23 protein-coding genes are annotated in these 24,914 nt (G+C 61.9%); 14 read left to right on the forward strand and 9 right to left on the reverse strand.

What is annotated here, in order from left to right; all coding sequences use genetic code 11:
* The first annotated feature begins 112 nt into the window (after nt 1-112).
* The 3 genes from HX793_RS27540 to HX793_RS27550 all read left to right on the forward strand — a co-directional run bounded on the left by HX793_RS27540 (nt 113) and on the right by HX793_RS27550 (nt 3,675).
* Complete coding sequence (locus HX793_RS27540; RefSeq protein WP_016974872.1) at nt 113-1,450, forward strand: lysine N(6)-hydroxylase/L-ornithine N(5)-oxygenase family protein; 1,338 nt, start codon at nt 113-115, stop codon at nt 1,448-1,450.
* 177 nt (nt 1,451-1,627) lie between these two features.
* Nucleotides 1,628-2,848 carry a putative DNA modification/repair radical SAM protein gene (locus HX793_RS27545; protein ID WP_016974873.1) on the forward strand — a complete coding sequence of 407 codons (1,221 nt, stop codon included), beginning with the start codon at nt 1,628-1,630 and terminating at the stop codon, nt 2,846-2,848.
* Nucleotides 2,845-3,675: a TIGR03915 family putative DNA repair protein gene (locus HX793_RS27550; protein ID WP_177052022.1), complete on the forward strand. Its 831-nt coding sequence runs from the start codon at nt 2,845-2,847 to the stop codon at nt 3,673-3,675. The genes HX793_RS27545 and HX793_RS27550 overlap by 4 nt, the downstream gene beginning before the upstream one ends.
* A gap of 108 nt (nt 3,676-3,783) precedes the next feature.
* Here the strand turns inward: HX793_RS27550 and HX793_RS27555 are convergent, their stop codons facing one another.
* From HX793_RS27555 to HX793_RS27590, 8 genes are all read right to left on the reverse strand, one after another.
* Entirely contained in the window at nt 3,784-4,281 is a 498-nt protein-coding gene (locus tag HX793_RS27555; RefSeq protein WP_016974875.1) for an Lrp/AsnC family transcriptional regulator, read from the reverse strand.
* 5 nt (nt 4,282-4,286) lie between these two features.
* Nucleotides 4,287-5,117 carry an ABC transporter ATP-binding protein gene (locus HX793_RS27560; RefSeq protein WP_016974876.1) on the reverse strand — a complete coding sequence of 277 codons (831 nt, stop codon included), beginning with the start codon at nt 5,115-5,117 and terminating at the stop codon, nt 4,287-4,289.
* Nucleotides 5,118-5,120: 3 nt separating this feature from the next.
* A complete protein-coding gene (locus tag HX793_RS27565; protein ID WP_016974877.1) occupies nt 5,121-5,834 on the reverse strand; it encodes an ABC transporter permease in 714 nt (237 codons plus the stop codon).
* Complete coding sequence (locus HX793_RS27570; protein ID WP_177095123.1) at nt 5,831-6,532, reverse strand: ABC transporter permease; 702 nt, start codon at nt 6,530-6,532, stop codon at nt 5,831-5,833. The genes HX793_RS27565 and HX793_RS27570 overlap by 4 nt, the downstream gene beginning before the upstream one ends.
* A 137-nt stretch (nt 6,533-6,669) precedes the next feature.
* On the reverse strand, nt 6,670-7,449 hold the full coding sequence (locus HX793_RS27575) for an ABC transporter substrate-binding protein (protein WP_177095126.1): 780 nt from the start codon (nt 7,447-7,449) through the stop codon (nt 6,670-6,672).
* 246 nt (nt 7,450-7,695) lie between these two features.
* A complete protein-coding gene (ocd, locus tag HX793_RS27580) occupies nt 7,696-8,742 on the reverse strand; it encodes an ornithine cyclodeaminase (protein ID WP_016979447.1) in 1,047 nt (348 codons plus the stop codon).
* 16 nt (nt 8,743-8,758) lie between these two features.
* Nucleotides 8,759-9,685, reverse strand: a complete 927-nt coding sequence (gene ctlX, locus HX793_RS27585) for a citrulline utilization hydrolase CtlX (protein WP_177052037.1) — start codon at nt 9,683-9,685, stop codon at nt 8,759-8,761.
* 143 nt (nt 9,686-9,828) lie between these two features.
* Nucleotides 9,829-10,770, reverse strand: a complete 942-nt coding sequence (locus HX793_RS27590) for a SphA family protein (protein ID WP_177095128.1) — start codon at nt 10,768-10,770, stop codon at nt 9,829-9,831.
* Nucleotides 10,771-10,973: 203 nt separating this feature from the next.
* On the opposite strand from HX793_RS27590, the gene HX793_RS27595 reads away from it, so the two are divergent.
* Nucleotides 10,974-12,011, forward strand: a complete 1,038-nt coding sequence (locus tag HX793_RS27595; RefSeq protein WP_177095130.1) for an AraC family transcriptional regulator — start codon at nt 10,974-10,976, stop codon at nt 12,009-12,011.
* Between the two features lie 42 nt (nt 12,012-12,053).
* Here HX793_RS27595 and HX793_RS27600 read toward each other — a convergent pair whose 3' ends face one another.
* Nucleotides 12,054-12,605: an RNA polymerase sigma factor gene (locus tag HX793_RS27600; protein WP_016979443.1), complete on the reverse strand. Its 552-nt coding sequence runs from the start codon at nt 12,603-12,605 to the stop codon at nt 12,054-12,056.
* Nucleotides 12,606-13,087: 482 nt separating this feature from the next.
* Here HX793_RS27600 and HX793_RS27605 point away from each other — a divergent pair, with 482 nt between their 5' ends.
* The 10 genes from HX793_RS27605 (at nt 13,088) to tssH (ending at nt 24,909) form a co-directional block, all read left to right on the forward strand.
* A complete protein-coding gene (locus tag HX793_RS27605) occupies nt 13,088-14,005 on the forward strand; it encodes an anti-sigma factor family protein (protein WP_256354435.1) in 918 nt (305 codons plus the stop codon).
* Nucleotides 14,006-14,056: 51 nt separating this feature from the next.
* Nucleotides 14,057-15,082, forward strand: coding sequence for a catalase family peroxidase (locus tag HX793_RS27610; protein WP_177095132.1), 1,026 nt, complete (start codon nt 14,057-14,059; stop codon nt 15,080-15,082).
* 78 nt (nt 15,083-15,160) lie between these two features.
* Entirely contained in the window at nt 15,161-16,174 is a 1,014-nt protein-coding gene (gene tssA, locus HX793_RS27615) for a type VI secretion system protein TssA (protein WP_177095142.1), read from the forward strand.
* Nucleotides 16,175-16,211: 37 nt separating this feature from the next.
* The gene (gene tssB, locus HX793_RS27620; RefSeq protein WP_016979439.1) at nt 16,212-16,712 is read left to right on the forward strand and encodes a type VI secretion system contractile sheath small subunit; all 501 of its coding nucleotides are present in this window, start codon (nt 16,212-16,214) and stop codon (nt 16,710-16,712) included.
* A 78-nt stretch (nt 16,713-16,790) separates the two neighbouring features.
* On the forward strand, nt 16,791-18,290 hold the full coding sequence (gene tssC, locus HX793_RS27625; protein ID WP_033896856.1) for a type VI secretion system contractile sheath large subunit: 1,500 nt from the start codon (nt 16,791-16,793) through the stop codon (nt 18,288-18,290).
* 22 nt (nt 18,291-18,312) lie between these two features.
* On the forward strand, nt 18,313-18,795 hold the full coding sequence (locus HX793_RS27630) for an Hcp family type VI secretion system effector (protein ID WP_016978511.1): 483 nt from the start codon (nt 18,313-18,315) through the stop codon (nt 18,793-18,795).
* An 85-nt stretch (nt 18,796-18,880) separates the two neighbouring features.
* Complete coding sequence (tssE, locus tag HX793_RS27635; RefSeq protein WP_016977616.1) at nt 18,881-19,399, forward strand: type VI secretion system baseplate subunit TssE; 519 nt, start codon at nt 18,881-18,883, stop codon at nt 19,397-19,399.
* On the forward strand, nt 19,396-21,273 hold the full coding sequence (gene tssF, locus HX793_RS27640) for a type VI secretion system baseplate subunit TssF (RefSeq protein ID WP_177095151.1): 1,878 nt from the start codon (nt 19,396-19,398) through the stop codon (nt 21,271-21,273). The genes tssE and tssF overlap by 4 nt, the downstream gene beginning before the upstream one ends.
* The gene (gene tssG, locus HX793_RS27645; RefSeq protein ID WP_256354436.1) at nt 21,258-22,277 is read left to right on the forward strand and encodes a type VI secretion system baseplate subunit TssG; all 1,020 of its coding nucleotides are present in this window, start codon (nt 21,258-21,260) and stop codon (nt 22,275-22,277) included. Before tssF ends, tssG begins: the two co-directional genes overlap by 16 nt.
* Nucleotides 22,270-24,909: a type VI secretion system ATPase TssH gene (tssH, locus tag HX793_RS27650; RefSeq protein WP_177095153.1), complete on the forward strand. Its 2,640-nt coding sequence runs from the start codon at nt 22,270-22,272 to the stop codon at nt 24,907-24,909. Before tssG ends, tssH begins: the two co-directional genes overlap by 8 nt.
* Nucleotides 24,910-24,914: the final 5 nt, after the last annotated feature.

Below are 24,914 nucleotides of genomic sequence, written 5' to 3' on the forward strand. Positions count from 1 at the left end.
TCAGTTAAATTTTATTTCACTGTCCTCGTTTCCTATCAACACACGGCCTGTTGTTCAGGTCTTGAAGGTATTCCCGCCCCACCGCCAAGGGGCTTATCCAGAGGACACTGGAATGACACAGGCAATTGCTTCGCCCGCGGTTCACGACCTGATCGGTATCGGTTTCGGCCCTTCGAACCTGGCGCTGGCCATCGCCCTGCAGGAGCGCGAAAAGGCCCAGGGCAAACTGGACGTGCTGTTTCTCGACAAACAGGCTGACTACCGCTGGCACGGCAATACCCTGGTGACCCAGAGCGAACTGCAGATCTCGTTCCTCAAGGACCTGGTGACCCTGCGCAACCCCACCAGCCCGTATTCCTTTGTCAACTACCTGAAAGCCCACGACCGCCTGGTGGACTTCATCAACCTGGGCACCTTCTATCCGTGCCGCATGGAATACAACGACTACTTGCGCTGGGTCGCCGGGCAGTTCCAGGCCCAGGCGCGCTATGGCGAGGAAGTGCTGGCCATCGAGCCGATCCTGCACCAGCAGCAGGTTGAAGCGCTGCGCGTGATTTCCCGCGATGCGCTGGGTGAGCAACATGTGCGCACCACCCGTTCGGTGGTAGTCAGCGCCGGGGGCACGCCGCGCATTCCTGAAGCGTTCAAGGCGCTCAAGGGCGACAGCCGGGTGTTCCATCATTCCCAGTACCTGGAGCGCATGGCCAGCCAGCCGTGTGTCGAGGGCAAGGCCATGCGCATCGCCATCATCGGCGGTGGCCAGAGCGCGGCGGAAGCCTTCATCGACCTGAACGACAGCTTCCCGTCGGTGCAGGTCGACATGATCCTGCGCGGTTCGGCGCTCAAGCCGGCGGATGACAGCCCGTTCGTCAACGAAGTGTTCTCGCCGGCCTTCACCGACCTGGTGTTCCAGCAAGAGGGCGCCGAGCGTGAGCGTTTGGTCGCCGAGTACCAGAACACCAACTATTCGGTGGTGGACCTGGACCTGATCGAGCGTATCTACGGCATCTTCTACCGCCAGAAAGTCTCCGGCATAGCGCGCCAGGCGTTCCGTACCATGACCGTGGTCGAGAAGGCCACCCCAGGCCCGCTGGGCATTGAATTGGTGCTGCGCAACAACGCCAACGGCGACACCAGCATCAACCACTACGACGCGGTAATCCTGGCCACTGGCTATGAGCGCCAGACACACCGCGCCTTGCTCGCGCCGCTGGAAGACTACCTGGGTGACTTCGAAGTGGCGCGCGACTACCGCATCGTCACTGACGAGCGTTGCAACGCGGGCATCTACATCCAAGGGTTCAGCCAGGCCAGCCACGGCTTGAGCGATACCTTGCTGTCGGTGCTGCCGATTCGCGCGGATGAGATTGCCGCGTCGTTGTATGCGCTGGACCGTGGGCGCGGCAAAGGGCGTTCGGTGCAGGACCTGCTCCTGGCAACTGCTAGCTGATACTCACCCCCTCTGTAGGAGCGAGCTTGCTCGCGAAACACGTCCAGACGACGCGTTCATTCTGAATGGCTGCGTTATCGTTGACGACCTTCGCGAGCAAGCTCGCTCCTACAGACGGCACTTGTGGCAAGGAGTGGCTATTGGTACTGTACAAAAAACCAGTATCGGTAACCCTTCATGCAGTTGATCGAAAAACTCAGCATTCTCGCCGACGCCGCCAAGTACGATGCGTCCTGCGCCAGCAGTGGCGCACCCAAGCGCAGCTCCGAAGGCAAGGCGGGGCTGGGGTCTACCGATGGCATGGGCATCTGCCACAGCTACACGCCGGACGGGCGTTGTGTGTCGCTGCTCAAGGTGTTGCTCACCAACTTCTGTCTCTACGACTGCCAGTACTGCGTCAACCGCCGCTCCAGCGATGTGCCCCGCGCGCGTTTCAGCCCGGAGGAGGTGGTCACCCTGACCTTGGATTTCTACCGACGCAATTGCGTCAGCGGGCTGTTTCTCAGTTCAGGCATCATCCGTTCGTCCGACTACACCATGGAGCAGTTGGTGCGGGTCGCCAAATTGCTGCGCGAAGAGCATGACTTTCGCGGCTATATCCATCTCAAGACCATTCCCGATGCCGACCCGGCGCTGATCGCCGAAGCCGGAAAGTATGCCGATCGCCTGAGCGTGAACATCGAATTGCCGACCGAGGCCAGCCTGCAGACCCTGGCGCCGGAAAAAAAGATCGTGTCGATCAAGCAGGCCATGCAGACCATCTATACCGGCGAGCAGACGGTCCGTAACGAACCCCGCGCGCCGCGTTTTGCCCCGGCCGGGCAGAGCACGCAACTGATCGTCGGCGCGGATGACACCGATGACAGCACCATCCTCCACGGTGCCGAGGCGTTGTACGGCAACTTCAAGCTGCGCCGCGTGTATTACTCGGCGTTCAGCCCCATCCCCAACAGCCCGAAAAGCGTGCCCCTGGCCGCGCCTCCGTTAATGCGTGAACATCGCTTGTACCAGGCTGATTTCCTGCTGCGCAGCTACGGTTTCAACGCCAATGAACTGTTCAAAGGTCCCGGCCACCTGGCGCTGGATATCGACCCCAAGTTGGCCTGGGCCCTGGAAAACCGTGAGGTGTTCCCCCTGGACCTGAACCGGGCCGAACCGACCTTGATCGCGCGTATCCCAGGCATCGGCCTGCGCACCACCCAGCGCCTGGTGGACCTGCGCCGCGAGCGCAAGATCCGCTTCGAAGACCTGGCGCGCATGCGCTGCGTGCTGGCCAAGGCCAAGCCGTTTTTCATCACCAGTGACTACCACCCGCAACAGGCCGACAGCACCAGCGTGTTGCTGCGCGAACAACTGCGTGACCGTCCGCAACCGCAGCAAATGGGGCTGTGGGGATGATCAGCCTGGAATGCGACAACCTGTTCAGCACCTGGCGCGAGCAGGCGCGCTGGCTGCTGAGCCATCAGGTCGACCCCAGCCAGGTGAGCTGGGGCGAGGCCGAGGTGGCCGACCTGTTTGCCACCGACGTAGCGATTCCGGAAGGCTCGGGGCCTTACCAGACGCGGGTGCCCAAGGCCCTGCTGGAGTTGCTGGAGTCGGCCGCCTGTTACCACGGCGAACAGCGCTGGAGCTTGTTGTATGAAGTGTTGTGGCGCGTCAGTCATGGTGACCGCACGGCAATGCTGGCGGGGGACAAGCTGGGCAGTGAGTTGCAGCGGCGGATCAAGCAGGTCAGCCGTGAGGCACACCATCTGCATGCGTTTGTGCGGTTTATCGCGTTACCCGTCGAGGCGGGGCCGGAATTGCCCGAGTACGTCGCCTGGCATGAGCCTGCCCACGACATCCTGAAATCGGCCAGCCAGCATTTCATCGGGCGCATGGGGCGCCATCGCTGGATGATCGCCACGCCGTTGGACGGGGTGTATTACGACGGTGAGCAGTTGATTCATCAGCGCGAGTGCCCCGAGGCGTGGCGGCAATTGGCGCAGAATGTCGAAGATCCGCACAGTGCGATGTGGCTGACCTACTACAGCCACATCTTCAATCCGGCGCGCTTGAACCCCAAGGTGATGGAAGGTCATTTGCCCAGCCGGTTCTGGAAGAACCTGCCGGAAGGCAAGTTGATACCGGGGTTGATCAGCGAGGCGCGGACGGGCAAGCAACGGGATGGGCAGGCCAAGCTGATTGGCACCAAGCCCGGCAAACGCATCAACACCCCCCTGTAGGAGCCGGCTTGCCGGCGATGAGGCCTTTGAAATGGCTGCCGTATTCAAGGCCGCCATCGCCGGCAAGCCGGCTCCTACAAGGGGATGTAGTGTTGGGTGGACTGAGTTTCAGGCCAGTTCGGTAGCGGTGTTCTTGACCACCGCCAACTCCGGATGCGCCACCAATTTATCAATGTGCAACTCATCATTGTTCAACCAGGTCTCCGTCAGCACCCGGTAATGCTCCATGTCCCGGCAGCGCATGCGCAGGCTGTAGTCAAACGGGCCGCTGATCAACTGGCATTCGAACACCTGCGGGCAAGCCTTCACACACGCTTCGAACGCTTTTTGCGCCGAGCGCCCGCTCTGGTTCGACAAGGCCACCAGCACCAGCAACGACAGGCCTGGCGAGACCATCTGCACATCGATGATCGCCCCATACCCACGGATCACCCCGCGTCGTTCCAGTTTGCGTACCCGTTCCAGGCAGGGCCTGGGCGTGAGGTGCACCAGCGACGAGAGCTTTTCGTAGGTGATACGCCCCTGGTGCCGCAGCACTTCGATGATGGCTTCATCGATGCGGTCCAGCGCGGGGGAAGAATGGGGTCCGTTGGCCTTGGTATCCATGGGTTTCACTTCAAACGGTTGGAAAGAAATTGCTGCAAGCGTTCGCTGTTGGGGTGGTCGAGGATCCTGGCGTCGCCGTGTTCCTCGACCCGGCCCTGGTGCAAGAACAGCACTTGGCTGGACACCTGGCGGGCAAAGCCCATTTCGTGGGTGACCATCAGCATGGTACGACCTTCCTCGGCCAACGTCTGTATGACTTTGAGGACTTCTCCTACAAGTTCTGGGTCGAGTGCGGAAGTCGGTTCATCGAACAGGATGATCTCCGGCTCCATGGCCAAGGCCCGCGCGATGGCCACGCGCTGTTGTTGGCCACCGGAGAGGAACGCCGGGTATTGATCCGCCACTCGGCCCGGCAGGCCGACCTTGTCCAGATACATCCGCGCGCGTTTTTCCGCTTCGGCGGCGCTGACGCCCAGCACCCGGCGCGGGGCCATGGTGATGTTTTCCAGCACGGTCATGTGGCTCCACAGGTTGAAGTGCTGGAACACCATGGCCAGGCGCGTGCGCAGGTTTTGCAATTGATCTTGATGCGGCGCACGGGTGCCGGCGCGGCCCTGGCGCATTTCGATGCTGATGCCGTCCAGGGTGATCACCCCGGCGTCCGGCTGTTCGAGAAAGTTGATGCAGCGCAGCATCGTGCTTTTGCCCGAGCCGCTGGCGCCGATCAGGCTGATCACGTCGCCATGGCGCGCATTCAGGGAAACGCCCTTGAGCACTTCGTGTTCGCCGTAGCGTTTGTGGATGCCTTCGACTTGCAGCTTGATCGCGGCGGTGGCGGGTTTGGCCACGGGTTCATCAACGGGATAAGCGGCCAGGGCCTGCGCGGACTGATTCATGGGTTAGCCTCGGGTAGGAACAAGAAAACGCATCCAGCGACGTTCGGCCAGTCGGAACAGGCCCACCAGTGCAAAGGACAGCAGCATGTAGAGCAGGGCAGCGATGCCGAACGCCTGGAACGTCAGGAAGGTTTCGGCATTGGCGTCGCGGGCCACCTTGAGGATGTCAGCCACGGTGGCTGTAAACGCCAGGGAGGTGGCGTGCAGCATCAGGATCATTTCATTGCTGTAGGCCGGCAATGCGCGGCGCAGCGCGGCGGGTACCACCACGAACAGGTTCAATCGCCAGCCGTGCAGGCCATAGGCGCGGGCCGCTTCGATTTCGCCATGGGGAATATTGCGGATCGCCCCGGCGAAGATTTCTACGGTGTAGGCGCAGGTGTTGAGCACAAAGGCCAGCAGCGTGCAGTTCAGCGCATTGCGGAAAAACTGGTTGAGCAGGGCGTTGTCCTGCACCACTTCCAGGCTGTACAGCCCGGTGTAGCAAATCAGCAACTGGATATACAACGGCGTGCCGCGAAACAGGTAGGTGTAGACCTCCACCGGCCAGCGCAGCCAGAAGTGCTCGGAAACCCGCGCAAGCGCCAACGGGATCGACAGGAAAAAACCCAACACCACCGAGATGATGAACAACCACAACGTCATGGCCACGCCGGACAACCCCGCGCCATCGCTGAACAGATAGGCCAGGCCGTATTGCTGGAACAGTTCGATCATCGCGCCATCCCCTTGATGCCGAGGTTGTAGCGCCGTTCGAGGCGCTTGAAGATGCGGTTGGACAGGGTGGTGATCACCAGGTACACCAGGCCGGCGAGGATCAGAAAGTACAGCGGCTCGTTGGTGGTCTTGCCGGCATTTTGTGCGGCCTTGACCAGGTCCGACAGGCCGATGATCGACACCAGCGCCGTGGACTTGAGCAGCACCAGCCAGTTATTGCCCAGGCCCGGCAGGGCACAGCGCATCAGTTGCGGAAACAGCACCAGGTGAAAGCGCTGCCAGCGGCTCAGGCCATAGGCGGTCGCCGCTTCCAGTTGACCGGCCGGCACGCTGAGGATCGCGCCCCGGAAGTTCTCGGTGAAATACGCGCCGTAGATAAAACCCAGGGTGACGACGCCGGCGGTAAACGGGTCGATTTCAAAGTAATCCCAGCCGAACACTTCGCTCAGGTCGTTGAGCCACAGTTGCAGGCTGTAGAAAATCAGCAGGATCAGCACCAGGTCCGGCACGCTGCGAATCAGCGTGGTGTAAAGCGTGGCCGGCACGCGCAGCCATTTGGCGCGGGAGAGTTTGGCGCCGGCGGCGATCAGGCCGAGGGCAAGGCTGAGGGCCAGGGCGAGGAATGACAGTTTGAGGGTCATCCAGGCGCCTTGGGCCAGCATCGGGCCATAGCCCTGCAGGTTGAGGAGGTCGTTCATGGAGGGAGTCTCTTAAGGGCGCAGGCATACCCCTGTGGGAGCGGGCTTGCTCGCGAATGCGGTATGTCAGTCGCTGTATGTGTGTCTGACACACCGCATTCGCGAGCAAGCCCGCTCCCACACGGTCGGCGGTGTTGTTACTCGTGGTAGATGTCCTGATCGCCGAAGTATTTCTTCTGGATCTCGGCATAGGTCCCATCCGCCTGCACCGCAGCGATGCCCTTGTTGATCAGCGCGCGCAACTCCTGATCGTTCTTGCGCAGGCCCATGGCGATGTCCAGCGGTAGGGTCGGGTCCTTGAAGGCCGGGCCGGTCTTGAAGTCGGCGCCTTCGGGCTTGGACAGGAAGTTGAGCTGGGCTTCGAGCTTGTCGGTCAGGGTCGCGTCGAGTCGGCCGTTCTGCAGGTCGGCGTAGTTCTGGTCCTGGGACTGATACGCCTTGATCTGCGCGCCGAGCTTGGCCAGGTGCGCACGGGCATAGGCCTCTTGCAGCGAGCCCTGCAACACGCCGACTTGCTTGCCCTTCAGGGATTCTGGCGTGTCGCCGAAGTCGGCGCTTTTGCGCGTGATCACCGAAGTGGGGCTGAGGAACAGGCGGTCACTGAAGTCGATGATCTTTTCGCGGGCCGGGGTCACGGCCATGGAGGACATGATCGCGTCGAACTTGCGTGCGCGCAGGGCCGGGATCATGCCGTCGAATTCGTTGTGCACCCAGGTGCATTTCACTTCCAGCTTGGCGCAGATGGCGTTGCCCAACTCGATATCGAAGCCTTGCAGGTTGCCATCGGCGGCGACGGATTCGAAGGGGGGATACTCGGGGAATACGCCGAAGCGGATTTCTTTCCAGTCCTGGGCGTGGGCGGCGGTGGCGCAGAGTGGCAACAGCAACGCGGCGAAGAGTGATCGCAGTGGAGTCATGTCAAGTCCCTATATTTTGTAATTGATGTCAGGGCAGTAATCGAATTGAAACAAATCGTTCTTATTGGGGGGGAGAGGATGCTCCATGGTGGTGCGTTTTTTGTGTCGTTTACCCCTCGCATAAAGCGCGAATTGCGCTGTTAATCCGTGCAATGCAGCGGAATCGGCTGAGACGCCCGCTGAATCGGCTTTTTATGACGGTGAATCTGGCCCGCCCTCGGCTCAAAGCGGCAGGCCAGAGCGTTTTCAGGCGCGCTTTTTCTGCTGTACGCGTGGCTGCTGGGCCAGGCGTGCGAACAGGTCTTTCGGGTCGGCCAGGTCTGGCACCAGTTCAAGGGTGCTGCCCACGTCCAAGGCTTTGGCCACATCCAGCACGTAGCGCAGCGCCGAGTAGTCTTCGATGGCAAAACCCACCGAGTCGAACAGGGTGACCTGGCGCGCATTCTCGCGGCCAGGCCGCTGGCCGTTGATCACTTGCCACAGTTCGGTGACCGGCGAATCTTCCGGCATGTGCTGGATTTCACCTTCGATGCGGCTTTGCGGTTCGTACTCGACGATCACCCGCGCGCGCTCGACGATACGTCGGTCCAGCTCGGTCTTGCCGGGGCAGTCGCCGCCGACGGCGTTAAGGTGCATGCCGGGCTCGATCATCTCGTCCGTCAGGATGGTGGCGTAGGCCTTGTCGGCGGTGACGGTGGTGACGATGTCCGCGCCTTTCACCGCTTCGGCGACGCTGCCGGCCAGGATTACCTTGATCGCCGGGAAGGCTTTGAGGTTGGCCGCCAGCTTGGCGGTGGCCTTGGCGTCAATGTCGAAGAGGCGGATTTCATTGATGCCGAGCATGGCGTGGAAGGCCAGGGCCTGGAATTCGCTCTGGGAGCCGTTGCCGATCAGCGCCATGCTGCGGCTGTTGTCGCGGGCCAGGTAGCGGGCGACCAGCGCCGAGGTGGCGGCGGTGCGGATCGCGGTGGTCAAGGTCATTTCCGCCAGCAGCACCGGCAAGCCAGTGTCCACATCGCCCAAGGCACCGAAGGCCATCACGGTGAGCATGCCGGCCAGGGTGTTTTTCGGGTGGCCGTTGACGTATTTGAACGCGTACAGCGACGCGTCGGACACCGGCATCAACTCGATCACGCCGTCCGGTGAGTGGTTGGCCAGGCGCGCGCATTTTTCGAAATCCTGCCAGCGCAGGTAATCGGCGCGAATGTACTCGGCCATCTCGGTGATGCAGGTTTGCAGGCCTTTTTGCGAGACCAGGTAGCAGAGATCGTTGACGTCGATATAGCGGGTCATGGCAAGACTCCTTGAGTTATTGGACGGTGGCGCGGGCGGGCAGGTGCACTTCCGCCAGCATGCAGCGGGCACTGCCGCCGCCGATGCGTTCGATGTTGTCGATGTTCACCACCACCGGTCGCGTATGGCGTTCCACGTGCTGGCGCTGGACGGGTTGCAGGGCGCCCCAGGCGCTGGCCGACATCACCAGCAGCGGCTGGCCGTCGCGGTCATGCACTTCAAGCATGTTGCCGGCGAAGGCTTCCAATTGGTCGAAGTCGAGGGCGAGGATGTCTTTGCCGGTGTCGCGCAGGGAGCTTTCCAAGGCTTGGCGTTCGCTGGCGTCGGGCAGGGCTTGCAGGCACACCACCGAGAGGTCGCGGCCGACGCTCATCATCACGTTGCTGTGGTAGATCGGCGCGTGATGGCGGTCGACGGCGTGGAACACGCAGAGCTGGTAATCGAGGCGTTCGGCGAACTGGCGCAGGGCGTCGTGGTGGGTGCGCCCGGAGTGGCAGGCGTAGCTGATGCGGTGCTGGCGGTCGAGCACCATGCTGCCGGTGCCTTCGAGGAAGATGTTCTGCTGTTCCAGGTGGCTGAGGTCGATGGTGTCCTTGACGGTAAATCGCTGTTCCAACACTCGCAGCACGCCTTTGTTGCGCTCCAGTCGTCGGTTCCGGCCTTCCATCGGGTACAGCACCAGGCTGCCGTCGGCGTGGCTGCTCCACCAGTTGTTGGGGAAAATCGAGTCGGGGGTGTGGGGTTGTGGGGTGTCCTGCACCACCAGCACTTCCACGCCGTGGTTGCGCAGGGTGTCGACATAGCTGTCGAACTCTTCCAGCGCTTTCTGCTGTGCGCTGAGCGGATCAAGGGGCTGGCGTTGGAAGCGATTGTTGATCGCGGTGTCCGGGTTGAAGGCAAAGCGCGCCGGGCGAATCATCAAGACAGTATTGGTAGTTTGCATGGGTGCACGAATCCATGGGGTTGAGCTGTGGGGCTATTGTGCGGGTTGTGCGGGGTGAATCCCGGCTGAAACCGGTGGGCGGTTCAGCGGGGAAAGCTGAAGAGTGGGGTGAGGCAGCCGAATCGGCTGTAGGAACCAAAGCCTTATAAAGCAAACGGAATCGTAAGCTTGGCCCACACTATGTCCCCCTCCGGCCGATTCTCCACATCAAACTCCTTGGCCCATCGCACCTCCGCACTGGCATATTTCAAAAACGTAACGTACACCGCCGGCCCAATCGCAAATACCTGGCCCCGCACTCCATCATTCACCGCTTCACCAAAAACATTCACCACCGTACGCCCATACTGCTTATCGTCGGTCGTCTGTTTCAGGTAATAGCCATTCACACCAAGGCTGAGGTTATCGGTCACCTTATAACTGGCCGAATAGTCGAAGTGGAAAATCTGCCCGGAGCGGTAGTCGGTATCGTGGTTTTCCTTGTTGAAACTGTAGGTCGTCTTGATCGACAACTCAGTGCGGTCGTTAGGCATCCAGGTCGCCGAAACCAGCGGTTTATAGGTGTAGAAATTGTTGCTGGTATTGGCCAGTCGCGACGCATCGTATTCGCCGGTAGGCAGGGTGATTTCCACTGCCGCACCCAGGGTGAGGCTGGGCCCCAAGTCCCATAGGATGATCGGCGCCACGGTGGTGTCGCCCATGCTTTCGCGAGTGTCCGACATACCAAACAGCGCCACCTGCTGCTTGAGATAAGGCTGTGCGACATAGCCCCCCAGGCGCCCACCGAAAATGCGCACCGGGCTCAGGTAGTCGAGCCGCGGGATGATCGCGTCGGACTTGATACGTACCTCGGAAACCTTGCCGCCCAAGGAACTGATGTCCAGCTTCCTGGCCTCGTAGTGGTTGTAGTAGAGGTTGAAGGCGAACATATGGTCCGGCAGGTTGTTCACATCCAGTGGCAGGATGTAGAAGCCATCGGTGCCGGGGCCGATGTTGTCGACGCCGCCTTCGGTGGCCAGGGCCGGCAGGCTGATCAGGCTCAACAGCGCGAGTTGCAGCGGGTGAAGCGCACGGGTGGGGTTCATGTCTGGCCTCGTTATTATTGTTAGGGCACTGCTGGCCATAGAAATAAGCCCTGCACGCCCGGCCGGGCAGGGTTTTGGCGGCCAGATAGGGGGACTTTGCCGGACAGGTTTCACTCAGGGTGCAGCAGATCTTGCAAGCGCCTATGATTGTCAGAATGTTTCTAAAACAAGAACTGAAGTACTCAGTCAGGAACCCGTGATCCATGCAAAGGAAAGCTGTAGACCCGCACTTCGAGTTGGCGCTTGTGTCGCCGTTCCTGCTGCAGACCTTGGGGCAGGTAGTGGCGCAAAAGGGCGCCAGTGCCGAGGCTCTGTGCCGCGGCCTGGGTTTCACCCTGGCTGATCTGGATGACCCGGCCCAGCGCATCTCCTATCGCCAGGCCGTGGCGATGATCCAGCGCGCGCTCAAGGTCTTGCCCGATCAAGGACTGGGCTTGTGGGTCGGCAACCAGAACGTGCTGGGTACCCTGGGCTTGCTCGGCCATGTGATTTCCCTGTGCAAGACCTTGCGCGACGCCTTTGCGATTGGCGAGCGCCATCAGCACACCTCCGGCGGCATCGCCACCACCCGAACCCACGAAGGCGCCGATGAGGTGTTTGTCGACGTTGAATGCCTGTTGCCTTACGCCGAGGTGCAGGTGTTTGCCGCCGAAGAGTTCTTTGCCAGCCTCATGGTGTACGGCCGGGCGTTGGTGGGGGCGGCGTTCATGCCGTTACGCATGGAGTTTGTGCACGCGTCGCCGCCCTACGTGGTCGAGTACCAGCGCCTGTTTGGTGCCGACGTACGCTTCGGCTGCCTGCGCAACCGCATGGTGCTGGCGCCGCATTGGATGGACGCGCGGCTGCCTAACCATCATGCCCTGGCGCTGCGCCAGGCCGTGGAGTTGCTGGAGCTGGAAAGTGCCCAGTTGCACCAGAAGATGGACATGATCCAGGCGGTTGAACGCGCCATTTCCCGCGACTTGCAGGGCAGTCAGCTGGAAAAGGTCGCCAGTGACTTGAACATGAGTGGTCGCACCCTGCGTCGCCGCCTGACTGAACATGGATTGACCTTCGAGGCCTTGCTGGAGCAAGTGCGGCGTGCGCGGACCATGGGGTTGTTGGGCAATCCAGGGCTGTCGATCGAGCGGATCACCGAGGAAGTCGGCTACAGCGATGTGCGCAGTTTCCGGCGGGCGTTCAAGCGGTGGACGGGGTTGAGTCCCAGTGCATTTCGCGGCGAAGGAGGAGGGGTGGCGTAGTCCTTAGGGTGGTCCCGTTCAGGACGCCGGTGTAGAGCGGTTTCAGCTTGCGGAGGAGCTTTGCGGTCGAGCGCGCAAAGGTTTGCTTTTTGGCGAATCAAAAAGCGCGCCGATCGCCTGACGCGCACGGGACAGACGGCTCATGATGGTGCCGATCGGCAGGTCGAGCATTTCGGCGGCTTCCTTGTAGCTGAAGCGTTCCACGCCCACCAGCAGCATCACTTCGCGCTGGCCATCGGGGAGTTTTTCCACGGCTTCGATGATCTGCCGGTGCATCAGGTCGGACTCCGGGTTGGGCGCCTCGGGGTCGCTGACGGTTTCGAGGAATTCGTCGTTCCAGTCCATGCGCGAACGGCTGCGTACTTTGCGTGAGCGCAGTTCGTTGATCCAGGTGGAGTGCACGATGGAAAACATCCAGCTCAGTACCGAGGTGTCGGGCTGCAACTGATGGGCCCGTTCCAGCGCGCGGACACAGGCGAGCTGCACCAGGTCCTCGGCATCATGCTTGTCGCCGCAAATGCGCAGCGCAAAGGCCCACAGGCGTGGCAACAGTTCGGGGAGCAGTGCGGGTAAATCAGCACCGGTGATCGACATATTTCCTCTTATTATTTCTTGATGCCTAAAATGGAGCGGTCAGGCTACGAGGTCGATACCGTAGCGGATGCCTGTGTCGCGGCGTCCTTTTTGCGGTGCTGAGGGTCCTGGGTGTCGAAGAATTGTATCAAGATGCTGACAAAGTGTACCGATTTGGATCGTCATTGAAAGGTTAATGACAGCTTATGCAGGTTACAGGCCAATGATTCTGGCAGCCGTGTCAGGAAAAATACCCTGACACGGAGTGAAACATATAAGATTTATCAGGCCCTGGGAATATTTTAGATTCCAGGGTGTTCTCTTAAAGTATTTGTGCGTGTCACCGAGTATTCGCCGCTTGCTTTAAAGTTTTTTGACTTGTTGCAACCGTGAAGCTGATATCAATATGATGGCTTGTCGCTACCCACTGGCTCGCCGCTTTGGCCCACAAGGCTGAGAATCACCCTGCAGAAAATGATGAATACAAACGGAGAGAAAAACCCATGGTAGCGGATGATGCCTTGCTAATGGCCTATGTTGACGGCGAGCTTTCGTCGCAACAGAACCAGGAGCTAGAGCGGCTCATAGACGCTTCGCCGGACCTGGCTGAACGAGTCTCCCGGTTGATGGCCTCGTGCCTGCCTTATGAGGAAGCCTTTGCCCGGCAGAACCTGCCGCCGGTGCCCGAAAGTCTCAAGCTCAGTATTGCGGCGTTGGCGGCTCAGCATACGGCTGAACCCGCCCCCTCTCGTAGCGCTGAAGTTTCCGACGAAAAGACAGACAGCGTTTTCTCCCGCCTGTTCGCATTCTTCCAACCTAAATTTGCATGGCCTGCCCTGACGTTCGTTGCGGGTGCAGCCTGCTATGCCCTTGTGCTTCAAGTTGGTGCATTCAGCGGTGCGCTGAAGCCGGGTATCGAGACCGCCGCGCCGGCCGTTGCCCAGGCCTCGCCATGGGTGCAACAGGCGGCTGCCTACCAGCATCTGTACACCCGGGAAACCGTGGCCTACGGCGCGCAGCCGACGGATGCCATCACCAAGACCCTCGCGGATATCCGGGATATCGACGGCCTGGCCTTGCGCGTTCCCGACCTCAGTTCCGCCGGCCTGACATTCAAGCGTGTGCAGCGCCTGCGCTTCAACAACAAGGCGCTGATCCAGCTGGTGTACCTGCCGGCCAGTGGTGCGCCGGTCGCGTTGTGCGTGATGAAAGAGCCCAAGCCTGACCAGTCCATCACCCAGCAAAGCGTCGCGCAAATGAACGTAGTAACGTGGCGCCAGTCTGAACTGGGCTACGCCCTGATCGGCGAGCCCGAAGGTGTGGACCTCAACGCCGTTGCCCGACTGGTCGCCGACCGAAGTGCCGCCCAGTTGTTTGCCGGGGCGCCGTCACCGATGTGGATCGCCGCCCTTCAGAAATAACCATGCTGGGGTCGGGCATTGGTTCCCGATGCCGTGATCCCAGATATCGTGATGAAAAAAACCTTTCCGCTGAAAAAACACCTCCGTTTGTCCTTCGCCCTGGCTGCCGCAGTGATTGCTGGCACGTGCGTATGGCTGCTGTATTCGCCGTCACCCTCTGCCGTACAGATCGTCGATGAGATGGAAGCGGTCGCGGGCGGTGCTCATCCCGGGTTTCGGCGTAACCATGCCAAGGGCCTGTGCATCAGCGGCCACTTTGAAAGTAATGGCAATGCGACAGAGGTTTCCCACGCCGGCGTATTGCAACGCGGCACGGTGCCGTTGATTGGTCGCTTGTCCGCTGCTGGGGGTGACCCGGCCCAGGCGGACGCGCATGGCATGATCCGCAGCATGGCGCTGCGCCTGGCGGGCGCTGCGGGCGACGCCTGGTACATGGCGATGAATTCCGTGCCGGTGTTCCCGGTCAACACGCCCGAAGGTCTTTACCAGCAGTTGCGCGCCTCGATGCCCACCTATGGCGATAATGTTCCTGACCCGGAAAAGATGCAGGCCTTCAAGCGCGCCCATCCGGAGATGCGCCCCTTCGAACAATGGCTTGCGGCCCATCCAGGCTCTTCCGGTTTTGATAACACTACTTACTACAGCGTCAACGCCTTTCGCATGATCAACGCTCAGGGCCAGGAGCGTTTCGTGCGTTGGAGCATGGTGCCCGAGATACCCTACAAGGCGATGACCGCCGCGCAGCGCGGTGATCCCGACTTCCTCGCCTTCGGCCTTGCCACGCAACTGGAGCAGGGGCCGGTGCGCTGGCACCTGATCATCACCCTGGCCGATCCTGGCGATGTCACCACCGATGCCACCGTGCGTTGGCCCGAGGGGCGTCGGCAGATCGATGCCGGTGTGCTGGTGATCGACGACCAGCAATCCCAGGTCGACGGTGCGTGCCGCGACATCGACTTCAACCCGCTGGAATTACCCTCAGGTATCCAGCCTTCGGATGATCCATTGTTGCTGGCACGCCAGGCGGCGTATGCCGAGTCCCATCGCCGGCGCGCCGAAGAAGAAAGTACGCATTAAGAATTTTTCCAAACCCTCGGAATAAATCATTTCCCTCGCTTGTTCTATTCCCAGAACAACTTGAACGAGGGAACTGCGATGGGCCTGCCCACCGACGCTCAACCACTGGATTTCACCGCGCTTGCCTTGCCTCTCGGCGAAGCCGACGGCGGTGGCCTGAATGTCGAATATGATCCCGAATTCCTTGAGCTGGAAGAGGAAGCCTTGGGCAAGCCCGAGGTGCAATACGGCGACACCATCACCCAAGCCATCGAGCCGAACTGGAAGCGCGTGATGTTGCTGGCCTTGCCGCTGCTGGAACGCAGCCGCGACCTGCGTCTGGCCATCTGGCTGACCCGCGCCCAGCTCAACCTGCACGGCGTCTCCGGCTTGGTTGCGGGCCTGCAGTTGATCCACGGGTTGCTGGAACAGTGCTGGGAGGGCCTGCACCCTCAACTCGATCCCGATGACGATCACGACCCGCTGCTGCGCATCAACATCCTGGCGTTTCTCTGTGAGCCGTCCGGGCTGTTGCGCGACCTGCTGGGCACGCCGTTGATCACCGCGCGCAGCGTGGGCAGCTTGAACCTGCGCCAGATCGACCTGGCCATCACCGAGCCCAGCGGTGACCTCAGCCTGGCCGTGATCGAAGGCGCGTTGGCCGAGGCGGACCCGCTGGCGCTGGACGCCACCGAAACCGCATTGGCCCAAGCCCTGGCGCTGAGCGTGCAGATCGAGCAGTTGCTCACCGAGAAAGTCGGTGTTGGCCGCGCTATCGATCTGAGCAGCCTGGCCACACTGTTGCGGCGTGCCGGTGAAGTGATCCGCCGTCCGCGACTGGATGTGCCGGCACCGGTTGTTACGGCCGATGCCCCGGCCCTCCAGCCGCTACCCAGCCGTGGCGAGATCAACAGCCGCGAAGACGCGCGCCAGACGCTCGATCGCCTGTGCACCTATTTCCAGACCCACGAACCGGCCAGTCCCGTGCCGTTCTTGCTGCAACGGGCGAAGAAACTGATCGACAAGAATTTCATGGAATTGCTGCAAGACCTGGCTCCCGACGGTCTTGCGCAACTGGCGCTGGTCAGCGGTATTCGCAACAGCGACAACTGACCCTTTTGTATCAACCCCACTCACCGGAGCTTGTCCTGTGGCCAAAGAAAGCAGTCAGAAGTTTATCGCTCGCAACCGGGCGCCACGTGTGCAGATCGAATACGACGTGGAGATCTACGGCTCGGAAAAAACCGTGCAGTTGCCCTTTGTGATGGGGGTATTTTCCGACCTCTCCGGCAAACCCGCCGAGCCGTTGCCGCCGGTGGCCGAGCGCAAGTTCCTGGAAGTCGACATCGACAACTTCGACGAGCGCCTCAAGTCGATGAAACCGCGCGTGGCGTTCCAGGTGCCCAACACCCTGAGCGGCGAGGGCAACCTGCCGGTGGAGATCACCTTCGAAACCATGGACGACTTCAGCCCGGCGGCCATTGCCCGCAAGGTGCCGAGCCTCAACCAACTGCTCACCGCACGCAGCCAATTGTCCAACCTGCTGACCTACATGGACGGCAAGGTCGGCGCCGAGGAGCTGCTGGCCAAACTGCTCGCCGACCCGAGCGTGATGCAGGCCTTGAGCACTGCGCCAAAACCAAGCGAATAACTGAATAACCGCTGACTCTGCCGGTGCCTCGTTTGCCCCGGTACGGGGATGCTTTGCCCAAAATTCGAGGAAACCGTCATGTCCACCCCGCAATCGGAACAGGCCGGACAGCCGCTGGTCACCACTGAGTTCGACGCCGGCGACTTCGCCAGCCTGCTGCAAAAAGAGTTCAAGCCCAAGACCGACAAGGCCAAGGAAGCGGTGGAAACCGCCGTGCGCACCCTGGCCGAGCAAGCGTTGCAAGGCACTCAACTGATGCCCCACGACGTGCTGGGCACCATCGAAGGCCTGATCGCCGCCCTCGATCAGAAGCTCACCGAGCAGGTCAACCACATCCTGCACCACGAGGAATTCCAGGGTGTGGAAAGCGCCTGGCGCGGCCTGCATTACCTGGTCAACAACACCGAGACCGACGAGTCGCTGAAGATCCGGGTCATGAACATTTCCAAGAACGAAGTGCACAAGACGTTGCGCAAGTTCAAGGGCGTCGCCTGGGACCAGAGCCCGATCTTCAAGAAACTCTACGAAGAGGAATACGGCCAGTTCGGCGGCGAGCCCTATGGCGCATTCGTGGCCGATTACTACTTCAACAACAGCGCGCCGGACGTGGAGCTGCTGACCCAGATGGCCCGCGTCAGCGCGGCGGCGCATTGCCCGCTGATTACGGCCGCCGACCCCAGCGTGATGCTGATGGAGTCATGGCAGGAACTGGCCAACCCGCGCGACCTGACCAAGATCTTCCAGACCCCGGAACACGCGGCTTGGCGCAGCTTCCGCGCCAGTGAGGATTCGCGTTACGTGGGCCTGGCAATGCCGCGCTTCCTGTCCCGTGCGCCTTATGGTGCCAAGACCAACCCGGTGGAAGCATTCGACTTCGAAGAAACCACCGATGCCGCTGGCGCCAAGGACTTCACCTGGGCCAACGCCGCCTATGCCATGGCGGTGAACATCAACCGCTCGTTCAAACACTACGGCTGGTGCTCGCAGATTCGCGGCATCGAATCCGGTGGCGTGGTGGAAGGGCTGCCGGTGCATACCTTCCCGACCGATGACGGCGGTGTCGACATGACCTGCCCGACCGAAATCGCCATCAGCGACCGTCGCGAAGCGGAACTGGCCAAGAACGGTTTCATGCCTCTGGTGCACAAGAAGAACAGCGACCTGGCGGCCTTTATCGGCGCGCAGTCGATGCACAAGCCCGCCGAGTACGAAGACCCGGACGCCACCGCCAACGCCAACCTGGCCGCACGCCTGCCGTACCTGTTCGCCACCTGCCGGTTCGCCCACTACTTGAAGTGCATCGTGCGCGACAAGATCGGCTCATTCAAAGAGCGCGACGACATGCAGATCTGGCTCAACAACTGGATCGGCCGCTACGTGGAACACAACCCGGCCACCGCCACCGATGCCGACAAAGCGCGTAAGCCACTGGCCGGCGCTGAAGTGGTGGTGGAAGAAATCGAAGGCAACCCCGGCTACTACGGCGCCAAGTTTTTCCTGCGCCCGCATTACCAACTCGAAGGCCTGACCGTGTCCCTGCGCCTGGTCTCCAAGCTGCCGTCCACCAAATCCAACTGATCAACCCTGAAAGGTAACCACCATGATTTTGCTGAACTTCAAAGGCACCCAGATCAAAGGCACCTCCACCGTCGACGGGCACAAGGACTGGATCACCATCGATGCGATCCAGATGGGTGTTGGCCGGGCGATCTCCACCAGTGGCGGCGGCGCCGACCGCGACACCAGCAACCCATCGTTCTCGGAAATCTCCATGACCAAGGTCACCGACCTGGCTTCCGCCGACTTGTTCATGCAGGCCGTGTGCGGCAAGAGCCTGGGTGATGCCGAGATCCATTTCATCCAGACCGGCGGCCCGGACAAGAAGCAACAGGTATTCCTCAAGTTGATCCTTGGCAGCGCGATCATCAGCTCCTACTCCGCCAGCAGCAACGGCGAGCGCCCGAGCGAAACCATCTCGATCAACTTCACCACCATCAGCTACGAGTTCGACTCCTTCACCGGCGACACCGTGATCACCGGCACGCCGAAGAAGTGGGACCTGGAAAAGAACCAGAAGATTTGATGCCGGCACCCCGGTGGATGTGGGGAGGGAGCAAGCTCCCTCGCCACAGTGGAGAACCTCGTGAACCTTACTCAAGGCCTTAACCATGGCTGAACTCACCAGTCGCGAACGCCTGCAACCGTCCTTGCTCGACCGCCTGAGCGATGACGACACCGAGCAGGCCGTGGAGCCACGGGACAAGCGCGTGCTGTCCATGCGCGGCTTGCGCCAGGCGGTGTTGCGTGACCTGGGTTGGCTACTCAACAGCACCAGCCTGGGCAGTTTTCGCGACTTGAGCGCACATCCGCTGGCGATGCAGTCGGTGGTCAATTTTGGTCTGCCGGACCTTGCCGGCAAGACCGCCGCCGGTTTGGACCGGGAAGAGCTGGGGCGGCGCATCCGCCAGGCAATCTGGGATTTCGAACCGCGGATTTTACGCAACAGCGTGCGGGTGGTGCCTGTTGCGCCCTCGGGGGCCACGGCCAGTCCTAACCAGATGGCCTTTGAGATTCATGGCGAACTCTGGGGCCAACCGTTGCCCGAGCGCCTGTACCTGAAGACCGAACTCGACCTGGAAGCAGGCGAGGCCAGGCTCTTCGATATCGAGACAAGGGACGTGCGGTGAACGCCAAACTGCTGCGCTATTACGAACGTGAACTGGCTCACCTGCGGGAAGTCGGCGGTGAGTTCGCCCGTGACTACCCCAAGGTCGCCGGACGCCTGGGGCTGGAAACCTATGCCTGTGCCGACCCGTATGTGGAGCGGTTGCTGGAGGGGTTCAGCTTTCTGGCGGCGCGGGTGCAGTTGAAGATCGACGCCGAGTTCCCACGGTTTACCAACCACTTGCTGGAGCTGGTGTACCCGCAATACCTGGCGCCCACGCCGTCGATGGCGGTGGTGCAATTGCAGCCGGACATGGGCGAGGGCAGTCTGGCCTCTGGGTTCAAGGTGCCACGCGATACCGCGTTGCACAGCCAGTTGGGCAAGGGCGACCAGACCGCCTGCGAATTTCGCACCGCTCACGATGTGACCCTGTGGCCCGTCGAGCTGGTCGAGGCGCGCTACTTTGCCTGCGGCGCGCAAGTGGCCGGCGTCGATCTGTCGCGCCTGGGCGGCGTCAAGGCAGCCCTGCGCCTACGCCTCAGGGTTGGTGCCGGCCTGACTTTCAGCGACCTGTCCCTCGATAACCTGCCGCTGCACATCCGTGGCGGCGACGCCATGCCGTCGCGCATCCTCGAACACCTGCTGGCCCAGGCCGCCGGCGTGCTGGTGATGCCGGTGCAGGAGCATGTCGACTGGCACCAATTCCTGCCCAAAAGCGCGATTCGCAGCCTGGGCTACAGCGACAGCGAAGCGTTGCTGCCCACCGGCCCGCGTCAGTTTCAGGGCTATCGGCTGTTGCAGGAATACTTCGCCATGCCGCAGCGCTTCATGTTTGCCGACGTGGTGGGACTGGCCAACAGCGTCAGCCGCTGCAGCGCTGAACAGTTGGACGTGATCGTGCTGTTCAAGAAGCTCGACCCGCTGTTGGAACAAAGCCTCAGCGCAGCCAATTTCGGCCTTTACTGCACGCCGGCGATCAACCTGTTCCCGATGCGCGCCGAGCGTGTGCACCTGTCCGACCAGCAGGCGGAATACCACGTGATTGCGGACCGCACGCGGCCGATGGATTACGAGATCTACCAGATCGAAGGTGTGACCGGCTATGGCAGTGGTGCGCAAGCCAGCCAGACCTTCGAGTCGTTCTACCGCGCCAATGACCTGCACGCCCGCAAGCCGCCTAACGCCTTTTACCAAGTGCGCCGGGATGCGCGGGTGTTGTCCGAGCAACAGCACCGCCAAGGCCCGCGCTCCAGCTACATCGGCAGCGAGTTGTTCCTGTCCCTGGTGGACGCCCAGGAAGCCCCGCACCGCAGCGACCTGCGCCAGTTGGGCATCGACACCCTGTGCAGCAACCGCGACCTGGTGTTGAGCATGCCGGTGGGCAGTGGCCGCACCGACTTCAGCGTCGAGTCCGGCGCGCCGGTGCAGGCCGTGCGTTGTTTGGTCGGGCCAACCGTGCCGGCGCCATCCTATGCCGAGGGCGAAACGGCGTGGCGCCTGGTCAGCCATTTGTCCCTCAATTACCTGTCGTTGCTGGACCAGGACAAAGAGCAGGGCGCCAGTGCCTTGCGTGATCTGCTTCGCCTGTATTGCCGTATCGAAGACGAAGCCGCCCACAAGCAGATCGAAGGCCTGCGCTCGGTGACTGCCGAAAGCATCGTGCGACGCCTGCCTTTGCCGGGGCCGATCACCTATGGGCGGGGCTTGCAGGTCAGCGTGACCCTGGATGAAGCAGCGTTTGAAGGCGCCGGCGTCTTTGTATTGGGCTCGGTGCTGGAGCAGTTTTTTGCCAAGTACGTGTCGCTCAATTCATTCACCGAAACGCTGATCAAGAGCACCACGCGTGGCGTGATCATGCACTGGCCGGCGCGGGTGGGCAGATGCGAGATCCTCTGACCCTGCTCGGCGCCCTGGAGGCGCACCCGGCGCGCTTCGATTTCTACGGCGCGCTGCGTCAGCTGGAGTGCGCGTTTGCGCACTTGCCGCGCATCGGCCAGGCCGCGCGCCCGGCGGATGAAGCCGTGCGTTTCGGGCAGCAGCCGTCGCTGGCGTTCGAGCCGGCGATGATCGCTGCGCTTACGCCGGGCACTGCGCCCAAGTTGTTGTTGAATTTCTTTGGCCTGATGGGCGCCAACGGCCCGTTGCCGATTCACCTCACCGAATACATCCGCGACCGCCAACGCAACCGCAACGACCCCACACTTGCGGCGTTCTGCGACGTGTTCCACCACCGCATGATCAGCCTGTTCTACCGCGCCTGGGCCAGCGCCCAGCCAGCGGTGAGCCTGGACCGGCCAGGAGCGGACCGTTTTGCGCAGTACCTGGGCTCCCTGATCGGCATCGGCCAAGCGTCATTGCTGGACCGTAACGCAGTGCCCGACGTGGCCAAGCTGCACTTCGCCGGACGCCTGGGCCCGCAGACGCGCAATGCCGAGGGCTTGGCTGCGCTACTGACCGACTACCTCGGCGTGCCGGTGCGGGTCGAGCAGTTTGTCGGCCACTGGATGAAATTGCCCGCCGACGGCCTGTGCGCCCTGCGCAGCGGCCCCGATGCTGCCGTACTCGGCCAGACCACCGTAATGGGCAAGAAAGTCTGGAACACCCAGCACAAGTTCCGCCTGTTGATCGGCCCCCTTGACCTGGCGCAAACCCGTCGCCTGCTGCCCGGTGGCGACAGCCTGCAGCGCGTGCAGGACTGGGTGCGCCAATACGTCGGCCTGGCGCTGGACTGGGACGTCAACCTGATCGTCAAGAAAGAACAACTGCCTGGCTTGCGCCTCGGTTCTGCGCCCCTGGGCTGGACCAGTTGGCTGAGCAGCCAGGCCCCCGAGCAGGATGATCGGCAGTTGCTGATCAACCCGCGCCTCTCCCATACCCCTCAAGGACCTGCCCATGGCTGATATCAGTCGCGTCGCGCTTTTCGGCAAACTCAACAGCCTGTGCTACCGGGCGATTGAAAGCAGCACCGTGTTCTGCAAACTGCGCGGCAATCCCTACGTGGAGCTGGTGCACTGGTTGCAGCAGATCCTGCAACTGACCGACTCGGACCTGCTGCGGTTGATCCGTCATTACGACATCGACCCGGCCGTGCTGGCCCGCGACCTGACGGCGGCCCTCGACCGCTTGCCGCGTGGCTCGACGTCGGTCACCGACCTGTCCTCGCAAGTGGAAGAGGCCGTCGAACGTGCGTGGGTCTACGCCACGTTGATGCTCGGCGAATCCCAGGTGCGCTCCGGCCATTTGCTGTTGGCACTGCTGAAAACCCCCAGCTTGCGCAACGGCTTGTACGGGGTCTCCCGTGAGTTCAATAAAGTCGGTATCGATGACTTGAGCGAACGATTTGCAGACGTGCTTGAGGGCTCCCCCGAAGCACTGATGACCGCCAGCGATGGCTACCAAACACCCGGTGAAGACCTCGGCGCACTGGCCCCGACCAAACCGCAGGAAGCCCTGAAGCGCTTCACCGTCGACCTCACTGAGCAAGCGCGTACGAGCAAGATGGACCCCATCGTCGGTCGCGATGAAGAGATTCGCCAGGTGATCGACATCCTGATGCGTCGCCGCCAGAACAACCCGATCCTGGTGGGCGAGGCGGGCGTCGGCAAGACCGCCGTGGTCGAGGGGTTTGCCCAGCGTATCGCCCGTGGCGACGTGCCGCCCAGCCTCAAGGACGTGCAACTGCTGGCCCTCGACGTCGGCCTATTGCAGGCCGGCGCAAGCATGAAAGGCGAGTTCGAACAGCGCCTGCGCTCGGTGATCGACGAGGTGCAGGCCAGCGTCAAGCCGGTGGTGCTGTTCATCGATGAGACCCACACCCTGGTCGGCGCGGGCGGTGCTGCCGGGACCGGCGATGCGGCCAACCTGCTCAAGCCGGCGTTGGCCCGAGGCACCTTGCGCACGGTGGGCGCGACGACCTTTGCCGAATACAAGAAGCACATCGAGAAAGACCCGGCGCTGACCCGGCGTTTCCAGACCGTGCAGGTGGACGAACCGGATGAAGCCCGCGCGCTCCTGATGCTGCGCGGCATTGCCGAAACCATGCAGAACCATCATCAGGTGCACATCCTCGATTCGGCGCTGGAAGCCGCGGTGCGTTTGTCGAACCGTTACATCCCGGCGCGCCAGCTGCCAGACAAGGCCGTCAGCCTGATCGACACGGCCTGTGCTCGCGTCGCCATCAGCTTGCACGCGACCCCGGCCGAGGTGGATGACAGTCGGCGCCGTATCGAGTCCCTGGAAACCGAGCTGGCAATCATCGAGCGCGAGACCGCCATTGGCGTGGACACCGCCAGCCGTCGCGTCTCGGTCGAAGCCTTGCTGGCCAGTGAACGTGAACGCCTGGACGAAGTGGAAGGGCGCTGGGATAACGAGCTGGCGCTGGTGGAACAGATCCAGCGCCTGCGCAGTCAATTGGCCGAGTCCGATGACCGCGAAGCCGGCCTGGCCGAGTTGCGCCAATTGCAGGACGAACTGATTGCGCAGCAGGGCGAACATCCTCTGGTACTGATCAGCGTTGACGAACAGGCCGTGGCCTCGGTGGTGCAGGATTGGACCGGCATTCCCGTGGGCCGCATGGTCAAGAACGAGATTGAAAACGTACTGCGCCTGGCCGAGCGCCTGGGCCAGCGCATCATCGGCCAGGACCATGCGCTGGAAATGATCGCACGGCGCATCCAGACCTCCCGCGCCGGCCTCGATAATCCCGGCAAACCGGTGGGCGTGTTCATGCTCGCCGGCACTTCCGGGGTGGGCAAGACCGAAACCGCGCTGGCCCTGGCCGAGTCGCTGTATGGCGGCGAGCAGAACGTCATCACCATCAACATGAGTGAGTACCAGGAGGCGCACACCGTCTCCACCCTAAAGGGCGCGCCGCCCGGTTACGTGGGCTACGGCGAAGGCGGCGTGCTCACAGAAGCGGTGCGACGCAAGCCTTACAGCGTGGTGCTGCTGGACGAGGTGGAGAAGGCCCACCCGGACGTGCACGAGCTGTTTTTCCAGGTGTTCGACAAGGGGTGGATGGAGGACGGTGAAGGCCGGATCATCGACTTCAAGAACACCCTGATCCTGCTCACCACCAATGCCGGTACCGCATTGATCAGCCGCCTGTGCCGCCATCCGCAAACCAGCATGCCCGCGCCGGACACCATCGCCAAGGCGCTGCGCGAGCCTTTGCTCGAAGTGTTTCCGCCGGCCCTGCTCGGGCGCCTGGTGGTCATCCCGTATTACCCGCTGAGCGACGCCATGCTTGGCAGCATCATCCGCCTGCAACTGGGGCGTATCCAGAAGCGCATCGCCGAGGGCCACAAGATTCCGTTCACCTTCAGCGACGACGTCGTTGAGTTGATCGCCAGCCGCTGCACCGAGCTGGAAAGCGGTGGGCGGATGATCGACGCGATTCTCACCAACTCGATGTTGCCGGCGATCAGCACCGAGTTCCTCAACCGCCTGCTGCAGGGCACGCCCGCGACGCAGGTTCAGGTCCGCGTGGAAGACGGTGAGTTTGCCTATGCCTTTTGCGAGGCCGACCGGTAACCGAC

Source organism: Pseudomonas reactans, from assembly GCF_013387025.1.
GTDB lineage: Bacteria > Pseudomonadota > Gammaproteobacteria > Pseudomonadales > Pseudomonadaceae > Aquipseudomonas > Aquipseudomonas reactans.